This is a genomic window from Brevundimonas sp. S1H14, from assembly GCF_047716865.1.
GTDB classification, from domain to species: domain Bacteria; phylum Pseudomonadota; class Alphaproteobacteria; order Caulobacterales; family Caulobacteraceae; genus Brevundimonas; species Brevundimonas naejangsanensis.
Window position 1 is genome coordinate 1,250,277 of sequence record NZ_CP136679.1, and the last position, 16,728, is coordinate 1,267,004.

A 16,728-nucleotide genomic window follows, 5' to 3' on the forward strand; every position below is an offset into this window, starting at 1 on the left:
CGCGTTTCCGTCAGTGGGCGATCAGGTACTCATGCCGACACCTGAACAGGTCGAGGCTATCGTTGGTGCGAAGGAGTCGGATCGGCGTGTCCGTATCGGGACTTCGGCCCTTGCATCGAGCGCCGAGATCAAGGTCGATCCCGACAAGCTATTCGGCAGACATCTCGCCGTGCTCGGCAATACGGGCAGTGGCAAGTCCTGTACGGTTGCCGGACTGATCCGCTGGTCGCTCGACGCAGGAGCAAAAGCGATGAGTGACGCGGGCCGAAAAGGCCATCCGAACGCGCGCTTCATCGTTCTAGATCCCAATGGCGAATATGCCAAAGCCTTTGCGGATCGAGGAGATCAACTCCGTCTGTTCCGAGTCCCACCAGTCGTTGGAACTGAAAGAGAGCTGGATGTTCCGGCATGGCTTTGGAGCGGCCATGAATGGACTGCCGTTGCCCATGCCCAGCCGGGTGCGCAACGTCCGCTTCTGTTGCGCGGGATACGAGAACTGAAGAGCGGCCATCATGAAGATGTACCGCGAGAAGCCACCATCAAGCGGCATCTGCTTGTTTCAAGTGGTCGCATTACCGCCATGCTCAATATGGGAAGCACCGCCTTCGCCGGAGCGGTCGGCCCCCGGTTTGATTGCGCGCGCTTGCTGGGCGGCATCGCCGAGGATTCCGCTCATTTTGCAGCATCGGTCGATGACCCAGCGACGACGCTATTGCAAACGCTTTCTGCCACAATCACTGAAATTGTTGACTCCCGGCGGTCGGGATTGACCTATTTTAACGACTTCTTGGTCGGCGATCTTGAATCGGCCCGTGACGCCATCGCTGTTGTTACAGATGCCCTACCGGATATTGTCGGCGCGGCCGCCGCAATCAGTGAAGACGCTCCAGTTCCATTCGATGTCACACTGCTTGCCGAACATCTGGATCATCTGGCTGCCGAGCAAGGCGGAAATTTCGCGGCGTTTATTAGCACGCTTGGCCTTCGTATTCGCAGCATGCTCGCGGATCAACGGCTTGGAAGCGTCATTGGAAAGGTACCGCCAACCAGCTTCGAGGAATGGCTAAAAAGTTATATCGGTGATGACGGCGCACGCAATGGCCCGCTAGCTGTCGTCGACCTTTCCTTGGTCCCCTCCGAGGTCGTTCACGTCGTTGTGGCCGTGCTGGCCCGGGTGATTTTTGAATCTCTGCAACGCTATCGGCGGCTCAATGCAGAGGGGCTATCACTGCCCACAGTCCTCGTGCTGGAAGAAGCTCACACCTTCATTCGACGCGGTAAGGACGACGAAGGCCCGGCGTCCAGTCCTAACCAGCTCTGCCGGGAAATTTTCGAGCGCATTGCCCGCGAGGGACGCAAATTCGGCTTAGGTCTGGTGCTGTCGTCGCAGCGACCATCAGAGCTTTCGCCGACCGTTTTGGCTCAGTGCAACACCTTCATTCTCCATCGTATAGTCAACGATTCCGACCAAAACCTTGTCGCGCGTCTTGTACCAGACAACGTGGGTGGGTTGCTGCGCGATCTGCCCAGCTTGCCATCAAAACAGGCGATCCTGTTGGGATGGGCGACGCCTATTCCCGTACTGGTCGAGATCGACGAGTTGGCAAAGGAGCATCAGCCTCAATCCGCCGACCCTGATTTTTGGGATGTTTGGACAGGTGCCAACAAGCGCGAAGTTGATTGGCATCGGATCGCCCGGCACTGGACAGCCCCTATCGCAGTTGACGCTCAAAGCACGGAACCGCCAACGGCATCTAGCGAGGGTGCGGTTCCCATGAACAATTCCACTTCTCCCGATCTGGATGACGAAATTCCTTTCTGAGGATTGAGACTTAGAAGGCTGCTGAAGAAGTCGGCGAGGCGGAACGGTTTCCCTTCTGGGTGGTCGGCGGCGTTCGGCTTCGGGTTGGTCGAGGCAATGAGTGTGGGTGCCTGATGCCGCCCCCTGTCGTCAAGCTCCGAGCAGCCGAGGTAGCCGGGCGAGATTGTTGGCGGCCATGGTCAGGATGAAGCGGGAGCGCACCCTTTCGAGGCCGCGATAGACGGTCTGGGCCATGCCGCCGACGGTCTTGGCCCAGCCGAAGGCCTCCTCGATGCGTTTGCGGTTCCTGATCGACAAGGCATAGCCCTCGTGTCGGGTGGTGCGGCCGTCGATCGCTGAATATCGCGTTTTCTGCGCGACATGCGGCGTGACACAGGCCTGGCGCAGATCGGCGACGAACTCGGCGGCGTCGAAGCCCTTGTCCGCGCCCAGTGTCAGTTGCCGGGTCGATCCGGGGGAATGGCGATGGATCATGTCCATTGCCGCGCGCCGTTCCGCATGACCATCGGCCTGCGTCAGGTCGCCCTGCACGATCAGACCGGCGCGGTTCTCCATCAGCGCGTGGCCGATGAAGCACAGCATGGCGCCGGTGCCGGGGGACTTCTTGTAGAGCCGCGCATCGGGGTCCGTGGTCGAGGCATGGGTGGCGTTGGACCGCCTCTCGCCCCGGAAATCGACCTCGGTATTGCGGCTTTGGCGGGTGGGGCGGGGCATCGGGTCGGTCTCGGCTTCGGTTGCTTCGGTCAGGTCTTCAGCAGTCGCGTCGGGTCCGGGCGGGTCGCCCGGATCGTCGTCGGGCGGCGTGCCGATGGCTTTGGGCTGGAAACTCTTCATCGAGGCCCAGGCCTTGACCAGCGTGCCATCGACCGAGAAGTGATCGTCCGACAACAGCGGCGCGACCTCGCGGTGGGCCAGGATCGCCGCCATCACCTTGCGCGACATGTCGGTCGTCAGCAGCCGGTCGCGGTTCTTGGTGAAGACGGTCGGGACCCAGACCGGATCGTCGATCCCGAGGCCGACGAACCAGCGGAACAAGAGGTTGTATTGCATCTGTTCCATAAGCTGCCGCTCGGAGCGGACCGAGAACAGGATCTGGATCAGGCTCGCGCGGATCAGCCGTTCCGGCGCGATCGAGGGCCGGCCGAAATCGCTGTAAAGCGCCTCGAACTCGGCATCCAGGCTCGCAAGCGCGTCGTTCACCACCTGCCGGATCTTGCGCAGCGGATGCCGCGCGGGGATGCGCGCTTCCAAGTCTACATAGCTGAACAGCGACCCGCTCGCCTCGTCCGTCCCGCGCATCATCACCCTCGCCAAAGCCTGCGAAGGGTGAATCATGTTCCTCGAACCGGGCCAAGGGCCGACTTCTTCAGCAGCCTGTTAGGGCTCTGCCCTCCGCGCACTTCAAGAGGCTTCCGCCCAGCTTCCTACGCGCGTGCCGCGCTCCGTGCAGCCGGTTCCCCGCGAAGCCTCCTTCCGTTTGCACACCCGGTCTCGGCGACGGCCAGAAGGTCAGGCGCGGCGTTCCGCTTCGCTGACCTTCCGACCCGAGGATCAGAGAAATGACCAACGTATCCGACAGCACCCCCCGCATCTATGTCGCCTGCCTTGCCGCCTACAATAACGGCTATTTGCATGGCACTTGGATCGACGCGGATCAGGACGCGGACCAGATCAGGGACGAGATTGCCGCGATGCTTGCCCGTTCCCCCGTCGAGGACGCGGAGGAATACGCCATTCACGACTATGAGGGCTTCGAGGGCGTCAGCATCTCCGAATATGCCGGCATCGACAGCGTGGCGCGGATGGCCGCTTTCATCGCAGAGCATGGCGCACTCGGCGCGGGCTTGCTGGGGCATTTCGGTGGCGACATGGACCAAGCCGAAACCGCCTTTCAAGACTGCTATCATGGTCAGTACGCCAGCCTCGCCGACTATATGGAGGAATTGACCTCAGAGAGCGTCACGATCCCCGAGGCGCTGCGCTACTATGTCGATTGGCAGGCGATGGCGCGCGACGCTGAGATCGGTGGCGACCTGTTCACCATCGAGACGGCGCATGGCGAGGTGCATGTGTTTTCCAGCAGATGAGAACGTGAATGCCTGTCCGTGCTCATAAGGGCAGGCATCTCGAAAGCACCGGCTGTCGCTAAGCTAAAAACACCAAAGAATGATCGGGTTAGCCGCTCAAGGTATCTGCTTTGAGCGGCTTCTCTATTTCCAACGATCCTTGAACCTCTCTTTGCCGGGCGCTGCCCAGCATCCCGGCTTGGGGAGGTGACGCCATGCTCAGCATCGATTGGCGATCTCCGGCGGCATACGGGTACACAAAGCACATCCCTGCCGCTGGTTTCGCTTGGGAATACCTGCGCCGCAACGACGAATATCGTCGGGACTGCCAGACCATCGCATTGACCGGAGGGACAGATGCCCGCGACCTCGAAGAGTTCGCGCATCGCTGGGGTTTGCGATTTCCCGTGCGATCCAGACGCGCCGCATGAGCAGCATTCGCCAATCTGGAGTCCGCGCCTTCAACCGCAAGCCGTAATGTTGTCGCCCGTCAATCACAAGGACGACGACACCGAACCGGTACTGACGTTGGCGCATCTCGACGGCCTCGATATGCGCCGCGCGGCCGATGGCTGGCACGGCATCTGGCAGGTGGATGGCGTCGCGCATCAATTCTGGCTGCCAAAGGCGGTGCCCGACGCGGCAGCGTTCTACGCTGTCACGCTGCCGATGGATTCCTTTCTGGAGCTGCGCGCCCACGCTGCGCGCCGTCTTTGGCGGTCTCTCAACGGTCGCGCGCCCGGTCCCGACTTCCGGGCCGTTCCCGCCCAACTCCGGCAATGGCATATCCTGTCCCTGCGCGCGCTCGACGCCCGACTGCATGGCGAAAGTTATCGCACCATCGCTGAAGTCCTGCTCGGCTTTCGCGGCACCAAGGAGGACTTTGAGAGCGATCCTCGCAAGAACAAGGCCCGCCGCCTGGTCACGCACGGTATCAAGATGATGCGCGGCGGCTATCGCCTTCTGCTTCACTACCCGATCAAGCCCGGCAAGCGTTGATCGGGTGGCGTGACCCTCACGCCTTGTTGGCTGCCGCCTGCTCCAGAATCTTCCGATAGCCCTCACGCGACAGCCATTGCGCGCGTTCGAGATGGCTTCGCCAGCAACGGCGGGTGCGAAGTTCATCGGCGACCGGATCACGGTGCAACACGATCTGCGCGACTTCCTTCCAGTCCGCGCCCTCGGCCTTCGCATCGAGAAGGCGCAGATAGGTAACGTAATGCCGTTTGTCATAGACGGTTATGGTATCGCCGGTCGGCGCTTCATCGTCCACATCGGGATCGAGTTCGACGGGAACCCGCATAGTCACTCCTCCTAGGTTCCAGAGAGCCTTGTTTGCGGTGCGCCCCCGCAACTGGCCCCTCTACCTGGTGATCGGGGAGTTAGTAACCGTGACTAGACGGCCCCATGACCTTTAGGCGAGAAGCCCTGGACATACGCCATGGGCTCCCCGACCATAAGGTTCGAGGATGGTGGTGCCGTCACGGCCGGCACCAACCGCTAGTCAGGGGTTACTACGCCCCAGAGCAGCGCGTCTGCTCCGTCTACGTTTCTATCCGAGCCGGCCGTAAATGTCTTTGCCTATTCGGCGGGGCAGGCAGTGAGACGCTGAATTATCTCATTTATTAGCCCGCATCACCCCAGAGGGGGTGCCGCCAGCGCATAGGCGCAAATGCGGCACGCTACGCGCCGCCGATCCCTCGCCATGGTTCGCCACAGTCCGCTGCCGCCCCCGGCAGCCCAATCCTGACTGGAGGTGATCCATGCCCAACCCGCTTGCGGGCCTGCCGCCGCGCCTGCTGCGCACCAAGGAAGCCGCGCGCTTCCTCGGCATATCCATCCGCACCCTTGAGAAGCATCGCACCTACGGGACCGGCCCGACCTATCGCAAGGTCGGCGGTCGCGTCCTCTACACCGTCCGCGATCTGGAAGACTGGAGCGCGGTCGGCGAACGCAAATCCACCCGCGACAAGACCGCCGGCACCGTCTTTCCCGCGCGTCCCCTCACGCCCGAAGAACGGGGCGACTGCTAGATGCTGCGCGAGGACGATCACGACCCCGCGCACCCGACCGAGGATAGCGAGCGCAGCCGTCTAGACCCCTTCGTGGTCGCAACGGGCGACGCGCCGCCGCGCGACCAGCGCGACTTGATGGAACGGCCGTTCTTCTCGCTGGCGAAGACCCCGCGCACCAAGCCGATTCTCTACAAGGCCGCCGACATAGAGGTGCAGGTGTTCGGGATGCCCGAGCATGGCATGGCGACCATATGGGACGCCGATGTGCTGATATGGGCGGCCTCGCAGATCGTTGCGGCCGAGAACAACGGCCTCACCACGTCGCGCTTTGTCCGGTTTACGCCCTACCATCTGTTGCGCGCCATCGGGCGGCCGACCGGCAATCACCAATACCGGCTTCTGAAAGCCGCGCTGGCGCGGCTGCAATCGACCGTCATTGCCACCACCATCCGCAACGGCCCGCATTGGCGTCGCCGGCAATTCTCATGGATCAACGAGTGGGAGGAAATGACGACGCGCGCCGGCCGCGTCGAGGGCATGGAATTTGTCCTGCCCGAATGGTTCTACAATAGCGTCATCGACCGCTCGCTGGTCCTGACCATCGACCCTGCCTATTTCCGGCTGACTGGCGGCATCGAGCGATGGCTTTACCGCGTCGCCAGAAAGCACGCCGGGCACCAGCGCCACGGCTGGATTTTCGAGGTCGCGCACCTTCATCAGAAATCCGGCAGCCTCGCCCGGCCGTCCGACTTCGCGCTCGACCTGCGCCGGATCGCGGCCCGCCAGCAACTTCCCGGCTACCTGCTCCAGATCGAGCGGGAAGACGGCCGCGAGCTGCTGCGCATCCGCCCCGAAAACCTATCAACAGGCACTGTTGATAACCCTGTTAATGCCATCGGCAGATCAGGCGCACGGGGTATCGGCAGATCAGGCGCACCACTATCGGCAGATCAGGCGCACGAACCGCAGCTAACGCTTTGGCCTGAAAAGCGGAATCCGACCGCTAACTTATCTAACAGAGAATCTAACTCTTTTTCTTTGACGCGCGCGCAGGCGAAGCGTGGTGCCGGTTCTGCCGGGAGCGGCGAGCCATGACGCCCGCCGTTGACGCAGCGCACGCGCGCGCACCCCACCAGCACATCGCCGGAGACGCACAATGACCCGCCGCGCCCACCGCAGCGCGCACGGCCGTCCGCTGCCGGACGGACCTGCGCCCTTTACCACATTGGTCGAGCTGACCTTCGAGAAACGCAAGGTCGAGCACTGGATACGCTTCGGCCGCAAGAGCTACGAGCAGATCATCGACCGCCGCCGCAGCGTCGTCGGCTTCGCGCCGGGCAGCGTCTTTGCCTTCGTGCGATGGGCGAGCGGCGAGCACGGCACTGTCGTTTCGCGCATCGACATTGTGCGCGCCATCGGCCGGGGCGAGCCGTTCCAGACATTGCCGTTCGTGCGCCCCGGCGGCGAAATCCTGTTGCGGCTCGATAGCTGGCCGAAGGTGCAGCGCGGTTTTGCCGCCATCGACGCCGTGGAATCGCTCGGCCTCGATCCGGCCGACGCCGCACCGGAGCACTGGCGGCACGTCCATAACCGTTTGACCGCCAATCTGGAGCCGCACGCCTACACGCCCGAGCGACATGCCGCGTGGCTTCACCGCCGAAGGATCGAGCCATGACGCGCCGCCGCACCCTTACGGTGACGGCGCTCGCCGCCATCGGCATCGCCGCCGCCAGCGCGGTCGAGACGCCGACGAAACTCATATGGAACGCCACCGCCAGCGCGCCAGTCGGGTTCTACACCGTCGAGCCGGCAGACCGGATCGACGTGCCCGAGCTGGTCGCCATCATGCCGCCCGAACCGCTCGCCGCCTTCATGGTCGAGCGCGGCTATATCGCGCGAGGCGTCCCGCTCTTGAAGCGCGTCTTGGGCCTGCCCGGACAGCGGGTTTGCCGCGCCGGCCGCACGATCACGGTTGACGGGATCGAGATGGGCGAGGCGCTGGAGCGCGACAGCCTCGGCCGCGATCTGCCCGTCTGGCAGGGCTGCCGCGTCATCGGCGGCGACCAGCTTTTCCTCATGAATTGGGAAGTCCGCGACAGCCTCGACGGCCGTTATTTCGGACCCATACCCGCAGCTTCCGCCATCGGCCGAGCGGTTCCGCTCTGGACCGATGAGGAAGGCGTCGGCCGCTACGAGTGGCGCGCGCCGACGCACTGAAACCACCCCCCCCGAAAACCAACCACAGGAGATTTCCCATGGCAGAGATAGGCACCTTCACCCGCACCGAAGCCGGCTATGCGGGGGAGCTTCATTCGTTCGGCCTCCACGAAAAGCTGTTCATCGTCCCGGCCAAGCCGAGCGACGTGAAGAACGCGCCCGACTATCGCGTGCGCCTCGATAGCGAGGACGGCCCGGACGCCGGCCCCGCATGGAAAGACTCCAGCGAGAACGCTGGCGAGTTCGTGTCGATGCGTTTGGAGGGGCCAATCTTCCCGTCCCCGATCCGCGCCAAACTGTTCCAGTCGAACGACGATCCTTCGGTCTGGACCCTGCGTTGGAAGCACGCGCGGAAGATCGAGGATGAGGAATGACGGCCGCGCGCGTCCGGCCCGCCATCCGGTCAAAGATCGGCATCCCTTTGTTCGCGAAAAAACCGTCTCATCCCTCCGTCCCGCTCGGCGACCAGACGGCCGGCGCGCGCAGCGAAGGTCAGGGGCGGCCATCGGCCGGCGCTTGCGCCTTGCCCTTGACCGCAGCGAGCACGCTGGCAGGCTGCCGTTGTTGCGGAGACAGGCCGGCATGGCATTATGCCGTCCTGCTGCTGGCCGGCGCGCTTTCCGTCTGCGCCGGATCGGGCGTCGCGGTCGCGCAATCCGTGCCGGTCGAGCGCCCGGCCGCCGCCCATCCTTACGCGGCGCACATCGCCGAGGCGTCGCAGCGTTTCGGCATCCCCGAGCAATGGATTCGCGCCGTGCTGCGCGCCGAGAGCGCGGGCGACGTGCGCGCGATTTCGTCGGCCGGGGCAATGGGATTGATGCAGGTGATGCCCGTGACATGGGCGGAACTGCGCGATCGCTATGGCCTCGGCCGCGATCCCTACGACCCCCGCGACAACATCTTGGCGGGCACCGCCTATCTGCGCGAAATGTTCGACCGCTACGGCAATGTCGCGGCGATGCTGGCGGCCCACAATGCCGGTCCCGGCCGCTATGACGAATACCTTGCGACCGGCCGCACGCTGCCGGCCGAAACGCGGGCGTATATCGCCGCGCTAGCGCCGATCCTCGGCGGCGCGGCTGCAACCGAACCGCCGTCATCGGCACCGCCACCGCCGCCCGATTGGCGCGAGGCACCGCTGTTCGTCATGCGTCCGGGCGACGCGCGGGCTGTCGCCGCGCCGCCGCCCGACGCACAATCCGGCGACGGCCGCGCGACCGTTCCGGCGCGCGATCCTGCCGGTGCGGAGCCGCAGGGCGACAGCATTTTCGTCGCCGACGCGAGCGGTTCGGGAACGCCATGAGGACGGCGTTCCCGCGCTCGGCGGCGCTCATTCCGGTGTCCAGTCGGGCAGGTTTTCGCCCGGCAGGATTCCCGGCAGGAGGGGCAGAAAAGACAGAAAGGGCGGAGGGCAAGATTAAAGAAGACGGCACCATGTCGGGCCGCTTCTGGAAATTATTGTTGTCTGCACACTGGTTAGGTGGCCGGTTCCGGCACCATGGTTTTGAGGGGCCGCGTGCCGCGATTTCGCGCAAAGCCTTTGCTTTGCAGGGTTTCGAGCGGCACCATAGGCCAATATCGGTCTGTTTTCGGCGGTTTTCGCTGGAGCCGCGCCCATGAGCGCCGACGACGAAAACCGCTTCCGTCCGAAGCCCGGCCGTATCCGATCCGACACGCCGAAGGGCCGGCAAGACCAAGAGCTTTTTCACGCAGGTCAAGAAGATCACGCGGCAGCATCAGGCAGCAGCCTCCCGCGATCCTTCCATGCCGTCATCCGCCCGCCCGTCATCGCCGGGCCGGTCCCGCGCCGTGGTCGCCAGCGGCAAGGGTGTGAAGCGCGGCCGGGGCGCGAGCTTCGTGCGCGCCCGCAATATCTCCGGCCATTGGCATCATCGCCAGCCCGGCAGCCGCCGCGTGATTGTCAAGCAGCGCAGCGTCCGGGCCGCGTGGAAGGGCGGCCGTGCCCGCGCGCATCTGCTCTATGTCCAGCGCGACGGCACGTCACGCGACGGCGAGCGCGGCCGGCTCTATGCGGGGACCGAGGACCGCGCCGATGGCGACGCCTTCCTTGATCGCGGCAAGGGCGACCGACATCAGTTCAGGTTCATCGTCTCGCCAGAGGACGGCGCGGAGCTATCGGACCTCACGGCCTACACCCGCGATTTCATGAAGCAGGTGGAAGCCGACCTCGGCACCAAACTCGATTGGGTTGCGGTGAACCACTACAACACCGGCCATCCCCATGTGCATGTCATCGTCAACGGCCGCGACGACACGGGCGGGGATCTAGTCATCAATGGCGACTACCTTTCCGTCGGCCTGCGCGAGCGGGCCAGCGAACTTGCCAGTCTGGAACTCGGCCCCGTCACCGAGATTGAGCAGACCCGCAAGCTGTCGGCCGAAATCGACCAGGACCGTTTCACCCGCATCGACCGCGCCATGGCCGAGGAAGCCGACGCCCGTTTCCTCGACCTGCGCCATGAGCCGGTCGCGCCGAGGCGGCAGTTCGAGCGGACATTGCGCCTGCGCCGCCTCGCCAAGCTGGAGAAGATGGGACTGGCGACCGAGCACGCGCCGGGCGTGTGGGAGTTGAGCAAGGACGTGGAACCGACCCTGCGCGAGCTGGGCGAGCGCGGCGACATCATCCGCACTATGCAGAAGGCGCTCGGCCCGCAGGGTGGCGAACGCGATCCCATGAGTTTCCAAATCCATGATGGTGCGCCCGAGACGCCCATCGTTGGCCGCGTCGTGGACAAGCACCTGTCCGACGAGCTGGGCGAGAACCTGACAATCGTGGTGGACGGGATCGACGGGCGGACGCACCACGTCGCCGGCATCGCGCCCGAGCGGCTGGAGGATGCCCGCGTTGGCAGCGTCGTCCAGATCGGCCCGGCCGAGGCGACGGCCCGGCCGTCCGACCGCAGCATCGCGGCCATCGCCGAGGACGGCATCTACCGCCCGAGCCGCCATCTGGAGCAGGCCAGATTCGAGGGCCGCGTTCCCGGCGGCGATTATGAGGGCTATGTCGATGCCCATGTGCGCCGGCTGGAGGCATTGCGCCGGGCCGGGATCGCCGAGCGGATCGACGCCGACCAATGGCGCATCCCCGAGGACTTCGAGAGCCGCGCCGCCGCCTATGACGCCGGCCGCGACCGGCAGGCCAGCGTCCGCGTCCTTTCCCCGGTCGGTCTGGAAAAGCAGATCGGATCGGACGGCGCGACCTGGCTGGACCGGCGGCTGATCCAGGGCGAGACCGCCGACCTTGCCCCGACCGGCTTCGGCCAGCAGGTGCGCGAGGCCATGGACCGGCGCCGCGAGCATCATATCGAGCAGGGCGACGCCACCCGCAGCCGGGACAGCCGCGTCTTCTACCGGCGCAACCTTCTCGCCATCCTGCGGGAGCGCGAGGTAGCCGGCGTCGGATCGGATATGGCTTTGAGTAAGGGCCTGCCGTTCCGCGCCGCCACGGACGGCGAGAGCGTCAGCGGCAAGTTTACCGGAACCGTGCATCTATCGAGCGGCAAGTTCGCCGTGGTCGAGAAATCCCATGAGTTCACCCTTGTCCCGTGGCGGCCGATCATCGACCGCCAACTCGGCCGCGAGGTTATGGGCATCGTGCAGGGCGGGTCGGTGTCGTGGCAGTTAGGGCGGCAGAGGGGGCTGGAACGCTGAGTGCGCCCATGCCGCATTGCGAAGCAAAAGATAATCGGATAAAAGGTAGCAATTCATATTCGTAAGCGTGGAGTAATCAGATGGGAAATTCCAAGTCAGCAGACAAGTAAGCCGCAACAACCAGTATTGTTGTTGCGGCGCTCTGTAAGGCTAGTCTCATCTGATTGCTGACGAGCAGACGTCGCCCGGTATTCCTTAATCGAGCGGTTGATTCGTCATGACCACCACACGCCCCGCGTGGGCCTATACGCTGCCGGCAGCACTGCTGCTGATGGCTCCTTTCGACATCCTCGCTTCACTGGCGATGGATATTTATCTCCCTGTCGTTCCAGCGATGCCCGGCATCCTGAACACGACGCCCGCTATGATCCAACTCACGTTGAGCCTCTATATGGTGATGCTCGGCGTGGGCCAGGTGATTTTTGGTCCGCTCTCAGACAGAATCGGGCGACGGCCAATTCTACTTGCGGGCGCAACGGCTTTCGTCATTGCGTCTCTGGGAGCAGCTTGGTCTTCAACTGCACCGGCCTTTGTCGCTTTCCGTCTACTTCAAGCAGTGGGCGCGTCGGCCATGCTGGTGGCGACGTTCGCGACGGTTCGCGACGTTTATGCCAACCGTCCTGAGGGTGTCGTCATCTACGGCCTTTTCAGTTCGATGCTGGCGTTCGTGCCTGCGCTCGGCCCTATCGCCGGAGTATTGATCGGCGAGTTCTTGGGATGGCAGGCGATATTCATTACTTTGGCTATACTGGCGATGCTCGCACTCCTAAATGCGGGTTTCAGGTGGCACGAAACCCGCCCTCTGGATCAAGTCAAGACGCGCCGATCTGTCTTGCCGATCTTCGCGAGTCCGGCTTTTTGGGTTTACACTGTCGGCTTTAGCGCCGGTATGGGCACCTACTTCGTCTTCTTCTCGACGGCTCCCCGTGTGCTCATAGGCCAAGCGGAATATTCCGAGATCGGATTCAGCTTTGCCTTCGCCACTGTCGCGCTTGTAATGATCGTGACAACCCGTTTCGCGAAGTCCTTTGTCGCCAGATGGGGCATCGCAGGATGCGTGGCGCGTGGGATGGCGTTGCTTGTTTGCGGAGCGGTCCTGTTGGGGATCGGCGAACTTTACGGCTCGCCGTCATTCCTCACCTTCATCCTACCGATGTGGGTTGTCGCGGTCGGTATTGTCTTCACGGTGTCCGTTACCGCGAACGGCGCTTTGGCAGAGTTCGACGACATCGCGGGATCAGCGGTCGCGTTCTACTTCTGCGTTCAAAGCCTGATAGTCAGCATTGTCGGGACATTGGCGGTGGCACTTTTAAACGGTGACACAGCGTGGCCCGTGATCTGTTACGCCACGGCGATGGCGGTACTGGTTTCGTTGGGGCTGGTGCTCCTTCGGCTCCGTGGGGCTGCCACCGAGAAGTCGCCAGTCGTCTAACCGACGACTGGTAGCAGGCCCGCTCCGATGCGGCGCACTAACCATCGAAACCTCGTGAATGTCGGTATCCTGTCTGGCAGGATACCGCTCATTTCCCTTGTTCAGTTCATCGCCGTCGCCGAGCATCTGAATTTTCGGCATGCGGCCAAGGCACTTGGTATCAGCCAGTCGAGCGTCAGCGCGCGTGTGAAAGCGCTGGAGGATAACCTTGGTGTCCTGCTGTTTGAGCGCCATGCGCGGGGCGTTCGGCTAACAGACGCAGGCAGGCACTTCATGGAGCGTGTCACGGCGGGTGTCGATCAACTCGATCACGCGGTGAAGACCGCCGGCATGACAGCTCAAGGAGAATGTGGCCGGCTTCGCATCGGTGTCTATGCCCTGATTCCGGGCAGCTTCCTTGCAGAGCTGGTCGGCCAGTATCGGAAGGACCATCCCAATCTCGACATCGAAATCACGGAGGGCACCGCTGGCGGCCGGTCATCGACCGCCAGCTCGGCCGCGAGGTCATGGGCGTCGTGCAGGGCGGATCGGAATCGTGGCAACTCGCGCGGCAGAGGGGGATAAGCCTCTAATCTGTTGTAGATGAACGTAGCCGCTCGAAACCGGTGATGAGGCTGTCAAGTCCGAAGTTGAACGCAGCATCTATGCCTTCTGTTTCCAACTCGTGAAACAGATCGTGCAGGAAGGACGATGCTGCCTGCCCGGACACATCTGATCTGTCCGACATTCTCTCATCGGCATCAGATGCCTGCTGCTCGAGAACGGAACCGACCACATAGTGACTGACCGCCCGGAGCGCCCAAACAGCGTGCTTCGGACCAAAGCCCGCCGCGCAGAGAAAGCGTATTTGTGTCTCGGCAGTGCCAAAATTCGGTTCTGTCGGTCGAGTGCCGGCATGGATGCGCGCCCCGTCGCGATAATAGAGCAACGCCGTTCTGAAACTCTGGGCGTTCTCTTTCAGGAATAGCCGCCAGTCTTCGTTCTCTTCGGGTAGCGAGCGGGTGTGGCGTTCCGTCAACATCGCCTCCGCAAGTGCGTCAAGCAGCGCGCGCTTGCTCTGGAAATGCCAGTAAAGCGCAGGCTGCTGAACCTTGAGGCGTTCAGCGAGCTTTCGCGTCGTCAGGTTGTCCATGCCAACCTCGTTCAGCAGCTCCAGCGCCGCTGCGATCACGGTGCCTTTGTCCAGTTTGGTCATTCACGTTCCTCTGCCAGTGCTTGACAATTTATCAACGATAATTTCTATGTCTATGTTCTTATCATTGATAAAGTCGCTCGCATTGAGCGGCGCTGGAGTTTCAGGTGCGCAGCTCTGCCATCATCGCCCTGCTGATCGTCAGTCTCGACGCCATGGGACTCGGCCTCATCATGCCGGTCCTTCCGACGCTTCTGCGCGAGCTTGTGCCGGCGGAACAGGTCGCTGGTCACTATGGTGCTTTGCTGTCACTCTATGCGTTGATGCAGGTCGTCTTCGCGCCCGTGCTTGGAAAATTTTCAGATGCTTACGGCCGGCGTCCGGTGCTTCTGGCTTCTCTTGCGGGGGCCGCAGTCGATTACACGATTATGGCATCAGCGCCGGTCTTATGGGTTCTCTATATCGGCCGACTCGTTTCTGGCGTCACGGGAGCAACCGGAGCCGTAGCTGCCTCAACCATTGCCGATTCGACGGGGGAAGGTTCTCGCGCACGCTGGTTCGGCTACATGGGGGCCTGTTATGGAGCAGGCATGATTGCCGGGCCAGCACTTGGTGGCATGCTCGGTGGTATTTCTGCCCATGCTCCGTTTATCGCCGCTGCCCTTCTCAACGGCTTCGCGTTCCTGCTTGCCTGCATTTTTCTCAAGGAGACTCATCACAGCCATGGCGGGACCGGAAAGCCGGTTCGCATCAAACCATTCGTTCTGTTCCGGCTGGATGATGCATTGCGCGGGCTAGCTGCGCTTTTCGCAGTCTTCTTCATTATTCAACTGATCGGCCAAGTGCCTGCGGCCCTATGGGTCATCTATGGCGAGGACCGTTTTCAGTGGGACACCACGACTGTTGGTTTGTCGCTTGCGGCATTTGGAGCAACACATGCGATCTTCCAAGCGTTTGTTACCGGCCCGCTTTCAAGCCGGCTTGGAGAGCGGCGCACGCTACTCTTTGGCATGGCTGCGGATGCGACTGGCTTCATTCTTCTGGCTTTTGCCACGCAGGGATGGATGGTGTTCCCGATTTTGTTGCTGCTTGCCGCCGGAGGTGTTGGCATGCCGGCCTTGCAGGCAATGCTTTCAAACAATGTCAGCAGTAACAAGCAAGGAGCTTTACAGGGAACGCTTACAAGCCTCACCAATCTAAGCTCTATCGCGGGACCGCTTGGCTTCACGGCACTCTATTCTGCCACCATAGGAGCATGGAACGGTTGGGTTTGGATTGTCGGCGCGATCCTCTATTTAATATGTCTGCCAATACTACTCAGACCTTTCGCAACTTCATTGTGATTGAGTCATGGCGAATTGGTATGCGTAGACTTACGAGGAATGACGGATTAAATCCGTTGAGCCATCATCTCCTCTCGGGGCGAGTGCCGATGATGACCTTAGTTCACACTCTCGCCGTCGCCGAATATCTGAACTTCCGCCACGCCGCCAATGCGCTCGGCGTGGCGCAATCCAGCGTCAGCGCCCGCGTGAAGGCGCTGGAAAAAGACCTTGGCATCCTTCTGTTCGAGCGCCATGCGCGGGGTGTTCGGTTGACCGAGGCTGGACGCCACTTCGTCGAGCGGATAGCCGCAGGCATCGACCAACTCGACCATGCGGTGAAGACCGCCGGCATGGCGGCAGCCGGAGAAAGCGGCCGGCTTCGCATCGGTATCCATGCCCTGATCCCTCGCAGCTTCCTCGCAAAGCTGATCGGCCAATACCGCGAAGACCACCCCGGCGTTGAAGTCGAAATGACCGAAGGCACAGCCCGCGAAGCGGTGATGCAGCTTCGCGCCGACCGGCTGGACGTGGTGTTCGTCGCCGGCACGCCCGAGTTGCCCGACTGCCATTCCCGCCGCATATGGACCGAACCGCTCTTGGCGGTGTTACCGGAGCAGCATCCGCTCGCCGAGCGGTCGGCCGTTACATGGGCCGATCTGGCGGGCGAGACGTTCCTTGTTCGGCATGGCGGCACCGGCCCGCAGGTTCATAGCCATATCGTGCTGCGCCATGCCGGACGCTGGCCCGCGCCGTCGATCCTGCGCTTCGACGTGGGGCGCGGCGCGCTGCTGTCCATGGTCGGACAGGGCTTCGGCATCACCATCGTCGGGACCGCCTCGGCGCTGTTGCCGACAACCGGCATTGTCTTCCTGCCCTTCGCCGATGAGCCCGAGCCGGTCGCCTTCTCGGCTGTCTGGTCGCCGTCCAACCGCAGCGCCGCGCTGCGCAACCTGCTCACGGTCGCCAGCGACATGGGCCGGCAGGTCTGCACGAATTCAGTACCGCCACGGATAGCGAGGGCGTGAGCCGAAGTGGTCGCGGAAGCAC

16 protein-coding genes and 4 pseudogenes are annotated in these 16,728 nt (G+C 62.9%); 17 read left to right on the top strand and 3 right to left on the bottom strand.

The window, feature by feature from the left end; all coding sequences use genetic code 11:
• Window positions 1–31: 31 nt before the first annotated feature.
• On the top strand, window positions 32–1,822 hold the full coding sequence (locus RSD66_RS06080; RefSeq protein WP_279678485.1) for an ATP-binding protein: 1,791 nt from the start codon (window positions 32–34) through the stop codon (window positions 1,820–1,822).
• Between the two features lie 129 nt (window positions 1,823–1,951).
• Here RSD66_RS06080 and RSD66_RS06085 read toward each other — a convergent pair whose 3' ends face one another.
• On the bottom strand, window positions 1,952–3,121 hold the full coding sequence (locus RSD66_RS06085; protein WP_415289568.1) for an IS5 family transposase: 1,170 nt from the start codon (window positions 3,119–3,121) through the stop codon (window positions 1,952–1,954).
• A 260-nt stretch (window positions 3,122–3,381) separates the two neighbouring features.
• On the opposite strand from RSD66_RS06085, the gene RSD66_RS06090 reads away from it, so the two are divergent.
• From RSD66_RS06090 to RSD66_RS06100, 3 genes are all read left to right on the top strand, one after another.
• Window positions 3,382–3,909, top strand: a complete 528-nt coding sequence (locus RSD66_RS06090; RefSeq protein WP_207588948.1) for an antirestriction protein ArdA — start codon at window positions 3,382–3,384, stop codon at window positions 3,907–3,909.
• Window positions 3,910–4,103: 194 nt separating this feature from the next.
• Window positions 4,104–4,319, top strand: coding sequence for a transcriptional regulator domain-containing protein (locus RSD66_RS06095; protein WP_207588946.1), 216 nt, complete (start codon window positions 4,104–4,106; stop codon window positions 4,317–4,319).
• The gene (locus RSD66_RS06100; RefSeq protein WP_292258825.1) at window positions 4,246–4,887 is read left to right on the top strand and encodes a DUF2285 domain-containing protein; all 642 of its coding nucleotides are present in this window, start codon (window positions 4,246–4,248) and stop codon (window positions 4,885–4,887) included. Before RSD66_RS06095 ends, RSD66_RS06100 begins: the two co-directional genes overlap by 74 nt.
• 16 nt (window positions 4,888–4,903) lie before the next feature.
• Here the strand turns inward: RSD66_RS06100 and RSD66_RS06105 are convergent, their stop codons facing one another.
• Window positions 4,904–5,191 (bottom strand): DNA -binding domain-containing protein, encoded by a 288-nt coding sequence (locus RSD66_RS06105; protein WP_207588942.1) that lies wholly within the window; start codon window positions 5,189–5,191, stop codon window positions 4,904–4,906.
• Between the two features lie 460 nt (window positions 5,192–5,651).
• Here RSD66_RS06105 and RSD66_RS06110 point away from each other — a divergent pair, with 460 nt between their 5' ends.
• The 11 genes and pseudogenes from RSD66_RS06110 to RSD66_RS06160 all read left to right on the top strand — a co-directional run.
• Window positions 5,652–5,921, top strand: coding sequence for a helix-turn-helix transcriptional regulator (locus tag RSD66_RS06110; protein ID WP_024353481.1), 270 nt, complete (start codon window positions 5,652–5,654; stop codon window positions 5,919–5,921).
• Window positions 5,922–6,755, top strand: a pseudogene (locus RSD66_RS06115) (replication initiator protein A); the annotation flags it as partial. It lies immediately after the preceding gene.
• Between the two features lie 304 nt (window positions 6,756–7,059).
• The gene (locus tag RSD66_RS06120; RefSeq protein WP_018426332.1) at window positions 7,060–7,578 is read left to right on the top strand and encodes a DUF2840 domain-containing protein; all 519 of its coding nucleotides are present in this window, start codon (window positions 7,060–7,062) and stop codon (window positions 7,576–7,578) included.
• Window positions 7,575–8,120: a S26 family signal peptidase gene (locus RSD66_RS06125; RefSeq protein ID WP_415289366.1), complete on the top strand. Its 546-nt coding sequence runs from the start codon at window positions 7,575–7,577 to the stop codon at window positions 8,118–8,120. Before RSD66_RS06120 ends, RSD66_RS06125 begins: the two co-directional genes overlap by 4 nt.
• A gap of 38 nt (window positions 8,121–8,158) precedes the next feature.
• Complete coding sequence (locus tag RSD66_RS06130; protein ID WP_415289367.1) at window positions 8,159–8,494, top strand: DUF736 domain-containing protein; 336 nt, start codon at window positions 8,159–8,161, stop codon at window positions 8,492–8,494.
• On the top strand, window positions 8,491–9,423 hold the full coding sequence (locus RSD66_RS06135) for a lytic transglycosylase domain-containing protein (protein WP_415289368.1): 933 nt from the start codon (window positions 8,491–8,493) through the stop codon (window positions 9,421–9,423). The genes RSD66_RS06130 and RSD66_RS06135 overlap by 4 nt, the downstream gene beginning before the upstream one ends.
• 461 nt (window positions 9,424–9,884) lie before the next feature.
• A pseudogene (locus RSD66_RS06140) lies at window positions 9,885–10,340 on the top strand (hypothetical protein); the annotation flags it as partial.
• Window positions 10,341–10,670: 330 nt separating this feature from the next.
• Window positions 10,671–11,792: a DUF3363 domain-containing protein gene (locus RSD66_RS06145; RefSeq protein ID WP_415289569.1), complete on the top strand. Its 1,122-nt coding sequence runs from the start codon at window positions 10,671–10,673 to the stop codon at window positions 11,790–11,792.
• 217 nt (window positions 11,793–12,009) lie between these two features.
• The gene (gene floR / locus RSD66_RS06150; RefSeq protein WP_000214122.1) at window positions 12,010–13,224 is read left to right on the top strand and encodes a chloramphenicol/florfenicol efflux MFS transporter FloR; all 1,215 of its coding nucleotides are present in this window, start codon (window positions 12,010–12,012) and stop codon (window positions 13,222–13,224) included.
• Window positions 13,225–13,251: 27 nt separating this feature from the next.
• Window positions 13,252–13,551, top strand: a pseudogene (locus RSD66_RS06155) (LysR family transcriptional regulator); the annotation flags it as partial.
• A 140-nt stretch (window positions 13,552–13,691) separates the two neighbouring features.
• Window positions 13,692–13,796, top strand: a pseudogene (locus RSD66_RS06160) (DUF3363 domain-containing protein); the annotation flags it as partial.
• Here RSD66_RS06160 and tetR read toward each other — a convergent pair.
• Window positions 13,793–14,419, bottom strand: coding sequence for a tetracycline resistance transcriptional repressor TetR (gene tetR, locus RSD66_RS06165; RefSeq protein WP_023517523.1), 627 nt, complete (start codon window positions 14,417–14,419; stop codon window positions 13,793–13,795). The pseudogene RSD66_RS06160 and the gene tetR overlap by 4 nt on opposite strands.
• A 104-nt stretch (window positions 14,420–14,523) precedes the next feature.
• Between tetR and tet(G) the strand changes: the two genes are divergently transcribed.
• Window positions 14,524–15,699 carry a tetracycline efflux MFS transporter Tet(G) gene (gene tet(G), locus RSD66_RS06170; protein ID WP_024269981.1) on the top strand — a complete coding sequence of 392 codons (1,176 nt, stop codon included), beginning with the start codon at window positions 14,524–14,526 and terminating at the stop codon, window positions 15,697–15,699.
• 56 nt (window positions 15,700–15,755) lie between these two features.
• On the top strand, window positions 15,756–16,706 hold the full coding sequence (locus RSD66_RS06175; protein WP_415289369.1) for a LysR family transcriptional regulator: 951 nt from the start codon (window positions 15,756–15,758) through the stop codon (window positions 16,704–16,706).
• The last annotated feature ends 22 nt before the right edge of the window (window positions 16,707–16,728 follow it).

Excerpts from the sequence above, each read along its gene's own strand:
- floR (WP_000214122.1), top strand. The coding sequence starts at position 12,010 with ATGACCACCACACGCCCCGCGTGGGCCTATACGCTGCCGGCAGCACTG.
- RSD66_RS06080 (WP_279678485.1), top strand. The coding sequence starts at position 32 with ATGCCGACACCTGAACAGGTCGAGGCTATCGTTGGTGCGAAGGAGTCG.
- RSD66_RS06090 (WP_207588948.1), top strand. The coding sequence starts at position 3,382 with ATGACCAACGTATCCGACAGCACCCCCCGCATCTATGTCGCCTGCCTT.
- RSD66_RS06105 (WP_207588942.1), bottom strand. The coding sequence starts at position 5,191 with ATGCGGGTTCCCGTCGAACTCGATCCCGATGTGGACGATGAAGCGCCG.
- RSD66_RS06095 (WP_207588946.1), top strand. The coding sequence starts at position 4,104 with ATGCTCAGCATCGATTGGCGATCTCCGGCGGCATACGGGTACACAAAG.
- RSD66_RS06085 (WP_415289568.1), bottom strand. The coding sequence starts at position 3,121 with ATGCGCGGGACGGACGAGGCGAGCGGGTCGCTGTTCAGCTATGTAGAC.
- tetR (WP_023517523.1), bottom strand. The coding sequence starts at position 14,419 with ATGACCAAACTGGACAAAGGCACCGTGATCGCAGCGGCGCTGGAGCTG.
- RSD66_RS06130 (WP_415289367.1), top strand. The coding sequence starts at position 8,159 with ATGGCAGAGATAGGCACCTTCACCCGCACCGAAGCCGGCTATGCGGGG.
- RSD66_RS06135 (WP_415289368.1), top strand. The coding sequence starts at position 8,491 with ATGACGGCCGCGCGCGTCCGGCCCGCCATCCGGTCAAAGATCGGCATC.
- RSD66_RS06100 (WP_292258825.1), top strand. The coding sequence starts at position 4,246 with ATGCCCGCGACCTCGAAGAGTTCGCGCATCGCTGGGGTTTGCGATTTC.
- RSD66_RS06145 (WP_415289569.1), top strand. The coding sequence starts at position 10,671 with ATGGGACTGGCGACCGAGCACGCGCCGGGCGTGTGGGAGTTGAGCAAG.
- RSD66_RS06125 (WP_415289366.1), top strand. The coding sequence starts at position 7,575 with ATGACGCGCCGCCGCACCCTTACGGTGACGGCGCTCGCCGCCATCGGC.
- RSD66_RS06120 (WP_018426332.1), top strand. The coding sequence starts at position 7,060 with ATGACCCGCCGCGCCCACCGCAGCGCGCACGGCCGTCCGCTGCCGGAC.
- RSD66_RS06110 (WP_024353481.1), top strand. The coding sequence starts at position 5,652 with ATGCCCAACCCGCTTGCGGGCCTGCCGCCGCGCCTGCTGCGCACCAAG.